Annotated in this window: 6 protein-coding genes; all 6 read left to right on the top strand. The window is 65.1% G+C overall.

Features of this window, described 5'->3' with window-relative positions; all coding sequences use genetic code 11:
* Window positions 1-388: cyclase family protein (locus JNJ68_RS15420; RefSeq protein ID WP_294983431.1), on the top strand; the 388-nt coding region annotated here is incomplete at its 5' end.
* Window positions 385-1920, top strand: a complete 1536-nt coding sequence (locus JNJ68_RS15425) for a sugar ABC transporter ATP-binding protein (protein ID WP_294983433.1) — start codon at window positions 385-387, stop codon at window positions 1918-1920. The genes JNJ68_RS15420 and JNJ68_RS15425, both read left to right, overlap by 4 nt.
* Entirely contained in the window at window positions 1917-2948 is a 1032-nt protein-coding gene (locus tag JNJ68_RS15430; RefSeq protein WP_294983435.1) for an ABC transporter permease, read from the top strand. Before JNJ68_RS15425 ends, JNJ68_RS15430 begins: the two co-directional genes overlap by 4 nt.
* 67 nt (window positions 2949-3015) lie before the next feature.
* Window positions 3016-3993, top strand: coding sequence for a sugar ABC transporter substrate-binding protein (locus JNJ68_RS15435; protein ID WP_294983436.1), 978 nt, complete (start codon window positions 3016-3018; stop codon window positions 3991-3993).
* Window positions 3994-4055: 62 nt separating this feature from the next.
* The gene (locus JNJ68_RS15440; protein ID WP_294983438.1) at window positions 4056-5447 is read left to right on the top strand and encodes an amidase; all 1392 of its coding nucleotides are present in this window, start codon (window positions 4056-4058) and stop codon (window positions 5445-5447) included.
* A 371-nt stretch (window positions 5448-5818) separates the two neighbouring features.
* A complete protein-coding gene (locus tag JNJ68_RS15445; protein WP_294983439.1) occupies window positions 5819-7018 on the top strand; it encodes a DUF932 domain-containing protein in 1200 nt (399 codons plus the stop codon).
* Window positions 7019-7108 lie beyond the last annotated feature (90 nt).

Raw genomic sequence — 7108 nt, forward strand, 5'->3', positions numbered from 1 at the left:
CGGCCTGATCCCAGCCCGGTCCTGGGTGCTGATGCGCAGCGACTGGTCGCGCCGCCACGGGGCGGACTATGCCAATCTGCGCGACGACGGCGCCCATACCCCCGGCCCCGATGCCGAGGCGATCCGGTTTCTGGTCGAGGAACGCGGCATCCTTGGCTTTGGCACCGAAACCATCGGCACCGATGCCGGACAAGCGGGCGATTTCGAGCCGCCCTATCCGGCGCACCACTATCTGCACGGGGCCGGGCGCTATGGGCTGCAATGCCTGTGCAACCTGCACCTTCTGCCCACCACCGGTGCTGCCATCATCGCCGCACCCCTGAAGGTGCATGAAGGTTCCGGCAGCCCCTTGCGGGTGCTGGCCCTTGTGCCGGGGGGTGCCACATGAGGCGCGGTGACGTCTTTATCGAGATGAAGGGCATCTCCAAACGGTTCCCCGGGGTGCGGGCGCTGGACAGCGTGGACCTGACGCTGCGCACGGGCGAGGTTCATGCCCTGACCGGTGAGAACGGCTCGGGCAAGTCGACCCTTGCACGGGTTCTGGCGGGGCTGACCCACAGCGACGGCGGACAGATCTTGCTGGACGGTCAGCCCGTCCAGTTCCAAAACCCCGCCGATGCCATCGCGCGCGGCATCGTCATGATCAGCCAGGAGCTGACGCTGGCCCCCACGCTGACGGTGGCCGAGAACATCTTCCTTGGCCGCCTGCCGCGCAATCGTCTTGGCCTTGTCGACTTGCCCCGCCTGCAGCGCGAGGCGACGGCAGCGCTTGAGCGGCTGAACGTGCATGTGCCCCCGCAGACCCGCGTCTCGGACCTGACGGTCGAACTGCGGCAAGAGGTGGAGATTGCCCGCGCCCTGTCAACCGGCGCGCGGCTGATCATTCTCGATGAGGCGACCAGCTCGCTGTCCGAAGCCGCCACGACGCGGCTCTTGTCGCTGATCGCCAAGGAACGCGACAAGGGCACGGCGGTTCTGATGATCACCCACCGGATGCCCGAAATCTATGCGGTGTCTTCGGTGGCGACCGTGCTGCGCGACGGGCTTCTGGTGGCCGAGGTGCCCCTGCCCGCGACCGGCGCGGGCGAGTTGGTGCGCCTTATGGTCGGCCGCGAGATCGGGGATTTCTACGGCAAGCGGCCGATCGAACCCGGTGCCACGGTGCTGGAGGTTGAAGGCCTTTCCACCCCGGACGGCGCGCTGCAACCGGCCAGTTTCAGCCTGCGGCAGGGAGAAATTCTCGGTGTGGCGGGGCTCGTGGGTTCGGGCAAGGCCGAGTTGGGTCAGGCGCTGGGTGGCGCGATCCCGAGCCATGGCAAGGTCCGCATCAAGGGCAAGCCAGTTGCCTTGGGCGATCCGCGCCGCGCCATCGCGGCGGGGATCGGCTTTGTTCCCGATGACCGCAAGGGCGCGGCCCTGATGCTGGTCCGCTCGGTGCGCGAGAACTTTGCATTGGGCTGGCTCGACCGGCTGTCGCGCTATGGGCTGCTGAACACGCGGGCCGAGGCGCGCGATGTCGGGGCGGCGATGAAGGATTACGGCGTGGCGGCAAGCTCGCCTGCGGTGCCGATTTCAACGCTCTCAGGTGGCAATCAGCAAAAGGTGGTTCTGGGCCGCAGCTTCACGCGCGCGCCCTCGGTTCTGGTCTTGTCGGAACCCACCCGCGGGATTGATGTCGGGGCCAAGGCCGAAATCTACCGGCTGTTGCAGGATGCCGCCGCTGCAGGGGCCGGGGTGATCATGATCTCCTCGGAACTGCCAGAGCTTCTGGGCGTCGCCGACCGCATCGCCGTGTTCTTTCAAGGCGAGCTGCGCGGCATTTTCGATGCCGCTGCGTCGGATGAGGAAATGCTGGCCCATGTCGCCGTGGCCGGCCAGTTGCCCGATCCCCCACAACCCAAGGACGGAGGTCCGGCATGAGCGCCGAAGACGCCCATAATTCCCGCGCGGCGGATCGCTTTGCCCACCGCCAGAGCGCGCTCACGCGGCTGACCCATGCGCCCTGGTTCGGGGCCTTGTTGTCGATCCTGCTGGTGGGGCTGTTTCTGGCCTTTACCCAGCCGGTCTTTGCCACCTGGGCCAATGTGATGAACATCATCAAGTCAAACAGCGTGGTCTTCGTGCTGGCCCTGGGTGCCACCTATGTGATCATTGCCGGTGCCATCGACCTGTCGGTCGCAAGCCTCGCTGCCGCCTGTTCGATGGTCTATGGCCTGATCCTGGTGGCGGGGTTTTCGACCGTTCCGGCCATCGTGACCATCCTGCTTCTTGGGGCTTTTCTGGGGGCGATCAACGGCTTCCTGATTTCCTATGTCCGGATTTCCTTTCTGGTCGTCACGCTTGGCACCCTCTCGATCTATCAAAGCTTCGCGCTGATCCTGAACAGCGGCACCTCGATTTCGGTCTACTCGAACCCGGCCTTCAAGCCGCTTTACGCCTTCGTCAACGGCAGCCTTGGCCCCTTCCCGGTCATCCTGATCTTTGACCTCGTGCTCTTGCTGATCATGGGCGGCATCCTGCGCTATTCCGCCTTTGGCCGCGCGGTCTATGCCATCGGCTCCAACCGCGAGGCGGCACGGCTGAACGGCATCAACGTGCCCCTGGTGGTGATGGCGATCTTCATCATCGCGGGTCTGACCGCCGGGCTGGGTTCGCTGGTACAGATCGGGCGGCTGACCTCGGCTTCGGCCGATGTGGACCCGACGATCCTGATGACGGTGCTTGCCGCCGTGCTGATCGGGGGCACCGCCTTTACCGGCGGCGAAGGCGGGGTCTTTGGCACCATGGTCGGGGTTCTGTTCCTGGGCGTGGTGCAGAACGGCCTGACGCTCTCGGGCGTGTCCTCGTTCTGGCAGGGCATGGTCTCGGGCCTGATCCTCATCGCAGCCGTCTGGATCGGCGGACTGCGCCAACTTTCACGACGCCGCAAACAGGCCGACCGGACCTGACGCGTAAATCCCGCGCCGGTTTGCGGCGGTGCGGGCAAGACAGATGAACCCTGACAAGGAGACGACAATGACAAGAACCAAACTGACAATCGGGCTGACGCTCTCGGGCCTCCTGATGGCCGGTTCGGCCATGGCGGAAACCGTGGGCTATATCTCGCCCATCGGTGCGCAGCCCGGCCAGCAAGTGATCAGCGCCGGCATGGAAGCGGGTGCCAAAGAGCTTGGCTGGGACTACAAGCTGCTGGACGCCAATCTTTCGGCCGATGCGCAGGTCAGCCATGTGGATACCTTCCTCAACATGGGGTTGAATGGATTTTCCACCTGGTCGCTGGACCCGAACGCCGTCGCTGGCGCCTTCTCGCGCGCCAATGAGGCGGGCGTGCCGGTGATCGGCCTGAACTCGACCGGTGAAGGCGTGACCAACACCGTCTGGTGGGCAACCAACGTCTGCACCCCGGGCGGAGCCTATGACCAACAGGCCGCCTGGATCGCGGGTAAACTGCCGGGCGCCAAGGTCGTGGTCGTGGGTGGCCCGCCCGTGCCCTCGATCCAGGCCAACGTCGCCTGCTTCACCGCCGCCGCCAAGGCCGCCGGACTTGAGGTGATCGACCAGATCGACAACACCAAGGATTCCCAGGCCAATGCCGCGACGATCATAGCGGATGAACTCTTGCGTAAACCCGAGGTGCAGGTGTTCTGGACCTATAACGACGCCAGCGCCCTGGGCGTCTCGTCCGCGGTTCTGGCGGCAGGCAAGACGGTATATGGCTCGGCTGGTACCGATGGCATCATGATCTTCGGCCTGAACGCCGACCCCGATGCGATCACCGCCATCACCGAAGGCCGCCTCACCGGCACCTGGGACCCGAACAACTTCGCCTCGGGTCTGGCCATGATCCTGGCCCTGCAAACCGCGATGAAGGACCCCAAGGCCGCCCAGACGCCGCTGACCGTGGCCTCGACCCTTGTGACCTTTGAAAACGTCGCCGAAGCGGGCAAGGGTGCCACCGACATGAAGCTGGCCGACGTTCCGCTGCAGAAGTAACATCCCGGATGCGGCCCGGCCCCTCGTTCGCCGGGCCGCACCCCCCAACCCAAGGCGCGGGCATGAGCATCCCTTTGCATTGGCTTGATCTGCGCAGAATCGCCGCCTTGATTGCGGCAGGTGATCTGTCGGCCCGCCAAGTGGTCGAGGATTGCCTTGCCCGCATCGCAAGGCTTCAGCCGCGCCTGAACGCCTTCATTACAATCTTCGCCGACGAGGCTTTGGCCGAGGCTGACCGCGCCGATGCGTTGCGTCGACAGAACGGCCGCCTTGGCCCGCTGCATGGTGTGCCCATCGGCGTTAAGGACATCTTTGCCATCGCCGGTCAGCGCATGACCGCAGGCATGCCAAGCCGCGCCCAACAAATCTGCACCGAAACCGCCACCGTTATCCGCCGCCTGCAACAGGCCGGGGCCATCGTGATCGGCACCCAGAACGTGGCCGAAGGCGTCTTTGGCGAATACCTCGCGCCCTATGGCCCGCCGGTGAACCCCTGGAGAGCGGACCTCTGGCCCGGGGCCTCCTCCGGCGGCAGTGCGGTCGCGGTGAGTGCCGCGCTGGGTTATGGTGCCATCGGCTCCGACACCGGCGGGTCAATCCGCATGCCAAGCGCGGTCAACGGTGTGACCGGCCTCAAACCCACTTGGGGAAGGGTCAGCCGCTATGGCGTCTTTGAACTGGCAGGCACGCTGGATCATATCGGCCCGATTGCCCGCAACGCCGCCGATGCCGCCCTCCTGTATGACGTGATCGCAGGTCCTGACCCGCTGGACCCGACCAGCCTCGCAGGCCCTGTCACGCCGCTTTCTGCTGCGCTCGGTCAGGGGGTTGCCGGTCTGACCATCGGCCTTGACCCGGCCTGGATCGAAGAGGGCGTCGCGCCCGAGGTCTCAGCAACCATCCATGCCGCCGCTCGGGTGCTGCAAGAGCAGGGCGCAATCCTGCGGCCGGTTTCGCTGCCGGCGCTGCCTGATGTGGTGGACATCTGGTACGATATCTGCGCGTCACAAACCGCAAGGGTGCATGCGGAGAACTTTGCGCGGCACAGCGAGACCTATTCGGCCGCCCTGTCCGCGATCATCCGGCACGGCCAGACCCAACCGGAAGCGAACCGGAAACGCGCACAAGACCGCCGCACCGCCTATTCCGCCAGCCTGATTGCAGCCCTGTCGCAGGTTGATCTGGTCGCCATTCCCGTCCTGCCCTTTGCCCCGCCAAGCCTTGCACAGACCCAAAACATGGACCGCAGCCTGATTGATGCCCTCCACCGCTTCACTTGCCCCTTCACTTTGTCCGGCGCCCCCTGCATCACCTTTCCGGGCGGCCAGACCGCCAAAGGACTGCCCTTGGCCGTGCAACTGGTCGCAACTCCATTGGCCGAAGACCGGCTGGTCCGGGCCGCCCATGCGTTTCAGACCATGGCCGCCCAGCACCCACCTCTTGCCTCGAACTAGGTGGTTGTCTTCACGGCCACAAGATAGGTGATCCGGACAAGCTTCTTCGGTGAAAGCCGACCCAAACTCGTTATTGCTTGAGCCATGGCTATGGCCGTCGAAAGGTTGGGGCCAGCGCCATTTGCTGCGCAGGCCTCCATGAACTGTCGATGGCCTCGCCCGGGCAACGAGACGCACCGAACATGGCTATCTTGTGCTGTTCTGGACGGCATACTCCGACAGCTCTATGAATTGAGCGCTCAATATCCGGATGCAATTGAACGTCCGCTTTCCGCCCTTCACGTCAGCCAGAGTAAGAGGAGTGCCGGTTTCCCGGTGACGGGTCGAGGGCTGGGAGAGTGGCTCCCGGCGCCCGTCGCGGGAGATCGCTGATGGGCATTGTGGAAGTTCTGGATCCGGTCGCACCGACGCGGGCGGGTGGCTGGAAGGTGGATGTGCGCCGGGGTGAACGGAACGGGCGGGTGTCGTCCGAATGGTTCAACCGGCCCGATGACGAGCGGTATCTGTCGCTCGATGATCTCTGGACGAGTGTGAAGGGCCGGTCCGAGCGCAGCCGCAGCCGTGTGGTGCAGACCGCCGACATCCGCATCGAGGCTGCCCGCGACAACCCCGAGAGGCTGCACCTGATGCTGCCGAAGGCACATGAACCGGTTGCACCCACCCATTGGGCCTTCGGCCAGCTCGCCAGCATTGTCGGTGCTCCGGCCTCCTACCTGCGCCAGCTGCCCGCGCCGCTGGCGGGCATCAACTTGCAATATGGCGTGACCAACCACCGCGCAGAGCAGGTGAAGACCTTCGAGACGGAAGACGGCCGGACCGAACTGCGCGCCGTGACCGGCCCCTACTATGGCCGCATCCACGACCATGAGTTGGTCGAGGCGGTGCAGCGCATCGCGGGTAATGGCACCGGCGACACGCGCTGGAAGGTGCCGGGCGTGCTCGACTGGTCGACCGGGGTCTACAACCCCGATGTCGAAATCAGCCGCGACACGACCACGCTCTATGCTTCAGACCGTGACGTCTTTCTGTTCCTCGTCGATGATCACAACCCGATCGAGGCGGGTCGGCTGCCCGACGGCTCCCCCGACCTCTACTTCCGGGGCTTCTACTGCTGGAACTCCGAGGTGGGCGCGAAAACCCTCGGCATGGCGAGCTTCTACCTGCGGGCGGTGTGCCAGAACGGCAATCTCTGGGGCGTCGAGGATTTTCAGGAGATCAAGATCCGCCACTCGAAGTATGCCGCCTCGCGCTTTGCCCACGAGGCGGCCCCGGCGCTGACGCGGTTCGCCAATTCCTCGCCGCAGGGGTTCGTGAACGGTATCAAGGCGGCGCGGCAGCAGATCGTGGCGCGCACGGATGAGGACCGGGATGACTTCCTGCGCAAGCGCGGCTTCTCGAAGGCGGAGTCAGGCAAGATCATCGAAAAGGTGCTGATGGAAGAGGGCCGCCCGCCCGAGAGCATCTTCGATTTCGTACAGGGCATCACGCGGCTTGCGCGCGACAAGACCCAGCAGGATGCCCGCCTCGACATGGAAGGGCGCGCCAAGAAGCTCCTCGACCGGGTCGGCTGATCTGCGGCGGCAGGGCAGGGGGCCCGATGGTCCCTGCCTGCATCAATTTCTTCTCCCCTTTCCTCATCCCGGCAACCTCGCGCAGACAGC

Origin of the sequence: Tabrizicola sp. (genome assembly GCF_016793705.1) — a bacterium.
GTDB lineage: Bacteria > Pseudomonadota > Alphaproteobacteria > Rhodobacterales > Rhodobacteraceae > Tabrizicola.